This window comes from Caulobacter sp. (genome assembly GCF_035254145.1).
GTDB lineage: Bacteria > Pseudomonadota > Alphaproteobacteria > Caulobacterales > Caulobacteraceae > Caulobacter.
This window is the reverse complement of the sequence record NZ_DATFAV010000198.1, coordinates 1-2,547: the sequence shown is the minus strand read 5'-3', so window position 1 is coordinate 2,547 and position 2,547 is coordinate 1. Positions and strand designations below refer to the sequence as shown.

At 67.0% G+C, this 2,547-nt stretch carries 4 protein-coding genes; all 4 read right to left on the bottom strand.

Annotated features, from left to right (window positions below; translation table 11 throughout):
- Nucleotides 1-342: aminotransferase class V-fold PLP-dependent enzyme (locus VJ655_RS12140; RefSeq protein ID WP_324111391.1), on the bottom strand; the 342-nt coding region annotated here is incomplete at its 3' end.
- Nucleotides 342-1,376 carry a Fe-S cluster assembly protein SufD gene (gene sufD, locus VJ655_RS12135; RefSeq protein ID WP_324111389.1) on the bottom strand — a complete coding sequence of 345 codons (1,035 nt, stop codon included), beginning with the start codon at nt 1,374-1,376 and terminating at the stop codon, nt 342-344. The genes VJ655_RS12140 and sufD, both read right to left, overlap by 1 nt.
- A complete protein-coding gene (gene sufC, locus VJ655_RS12130) occupies nt 1,373-2,122 on the bottom strand; it encodes a Fe-S cluster assembly ATPase SufC (RefSeq protein ID WP_324111387.1) in 750 nt (249 codons plus the stop codon). Before sufC ends, sufD begins: the two co-directional genes overlap by 4 nt.
- Nucleotides 2,123-2,463: 341 nt before the next feature.
- Nucleotides 2,464-2,547 (bottom strand): hypothetical protein (locus tag VJ655_RS12125; protein ID WP_324111393.1); only part of this gene is annotated, 84 nt, incomplete at its 5' end.

Below are 2,547 nucleotides of genomic sequence, written 5' to 3'. Positions count from 1 at the left end.
GGCGTTCAAGGAAAGGCCGAACGACGACGCGACCAGGTTCACCGCTTCGGTGGCGCTCTTGGTCCAGACGACTTCGTCGCGATCGGCGTTGATGAACTTGGCGACGGTTTCCCGCGCCTTTTCATAGGCTTCCGTCGTTTCGTTCGCCAGGGTGTGCAGGCCGCGATGGACGTTGGCGTAGGAGGTGCGCGCCAGATCCGTCATGGCGTCCAGCACCACGTCCGGCTTCTGGGCGCTGGCGGCGCTGTCCAGATAGACGAGCGGCTTGCCGTGCACGGTGCGCTGCAGGATCGGGAACTGCGCGCGGATCGCGGCGACGTCGAAGGGCGCGTCGAAGGCCACTATTCGGCGCTCCCCAGCTTGCGGGCGACCCAGGCGGCGGCGATCTCGCGCGCGCCTTCGTGCTCGATGCGATCAACGACCTCGCCGACGAAGGCGAGCGTCAGCATGGCCTTGGCCTCGGCTTGCGGGATGCCGCGCTGCTCGGCGTAGAACAGGGCGTTCTCGTCGAGGGCGCCGATCGTATTGCCATGGGCGCAGGAGACGTCGTCGGCGAAGATCAAGAGCTCTGGCTTGGCGTCGACCTCGGCCTTGTCCGACAGGATCAGGGCGTGGTGGCCCATGCGCGCGTCGGTCTGGTCGGCGCCGGGCGAGACGACGATCCGCCCCTGGAACACGCCGCGCGCCTGATCAGTCACCATGCCCTTGGTCAGCTGGCTGGTGACGCCGTCGACGCCGGCGTGGGTGACGATCGTGGTCAGGTCGGCGTGGCGCTGGCCGTCGAGCAGATAGACGCCGTCGAGCCGCGCCTGGGCGTGAGCGCCAGGATGGCTCACCCGCGTCTCGAGGCGCTGACGCCGCGCGCCGGAGGTCAGGACGGTCTGGTTGAACGTCGCGCCGGGGGCCAGGGAGACCTCGGCGGTGCTGACGGTCACGGCGTCGGCGAGGTCGTCGACCAGCACGATGCGTTCGAGACGCGCCCCTTCGCCGACCGAGAAGTCGAGCCCGATATTGGTGAGGTACCCGCCCAAGCCCTGCCCCTCGTAGCTCTCCAGCACGGTCAGGGTCTGGCCGGGGGCGACGGTCACGGCGAAGTCGGCGTCATGGGCCGTCGCGTCGGCATGGGAGACGAAACGCAGCGCCAGCACGCCGGTCTCCGGCGCGGGCTCGCCTTCACGCACCCAGCCGTTGACGATCACCACCGAGCCATCGGCCAGGGCGTCGAAGGGCCCCGCGCCGACATCGCCGACAAAGGCCGGGGATTCAGGCGGGATGGCGCGGATCAGGCCGCGCAGATCCGTCCAGCGCCAGTCCTCGTCGCGACGCGACGGCAGGCGGCTGGGATCGCCGGTCTTGAGGGCCAGGGCCAGGCTCATGCCGCGACGCCCGCATACTTGTCGTAGCCCTCGGCTTCCAGCTGCAGGGCCAGTTCCGGGCCGCCCGAGGCGACGATGCGGCCGGCGGCCAGCACGTGCACCTTGTCGGGTTTGATGTAGTCCAGCAGGCGCTGGTAGTGGGTGATGACCAGCATGCCGCGCTCGGGCGAGCGCAGGGCGTTGACGCCTTCGGAGACGATCTTCAGCGCGTCGATGTCGAGGCCGGAGTCGGTCTCGTCGAGGATGAGGAACCTCGGCGAAAGCATTGACATCTGGAAGATTTCCATCCGTTTCTTCTCACCGCCCGAAAAGCCGACGTTCAGGCCGCGCTTGAGCATGTCGAAGTCGATCTTCAGCGCGGCCGCCTTCTCCTTGGCCAGCTTCAGGAAGGCGGGGGCGGCGATCTCGTCCTCGCCCCGCGCGCGGCGCTGGGCGTTGAGGGCGGTGCGGATGAAGGTCAGGGCCGGAACGCCCGGAATTTCCAGCGGATATTGGAACGACAGGAACAGGCCCTTGGCCGCCCGCTCGTTGGGCTCGAGCGCCAGCAGGTCCTCGCCGTCGAGCGTCGCCGAGCCTTCGGTGACCTCATAGCCGTCGCGGCCGGTCAGCACGTAGGACAGGGTCGACTTGCCGGCCCCGTTCGGACCCATGATCGCGTGGACCTCGCCGGCCGGCACGTCCAGCGTGACGCCCTTCAGGATCGGCTTGTCCTCGACGCGGGCGTGAAGGTTCTTGATGGAGAGCATGACGTCCTAACGCGATAGAAAGCAGCCCACCACGTCACCACGGACATGGCAGTCGTAGAGTTTATTGTTCTCGCGAAGAAGGAGAGCGAACTCACCTTCCTCGCAGGGGGCGTAGGCGACCAACGAACCCTCGCCGTCATCCGCCACGACCAAGACATCGCGCTCTGCCCATTCCAGAGAGATCGGATATGGCTCGACTAGCGAGGCTCGCATCTTGTTCAGGTTTTCGACGAACCATTCTGGCGGGAGCGGTGTACCTAGAGCTCGCGGGTCATGTTCTGGAATCCCGTAACCTTCCAGCTCTTCCCTCACGCGAGTAGCCAGGGCTCCAATATCGACTGTCACCCCACGCTCCCTTCCAGGCTGATCGCCACGAGCTTCTGGGCCTCGACGGCGAATTCCATGGGCAGTTGCTGCAGCACGTC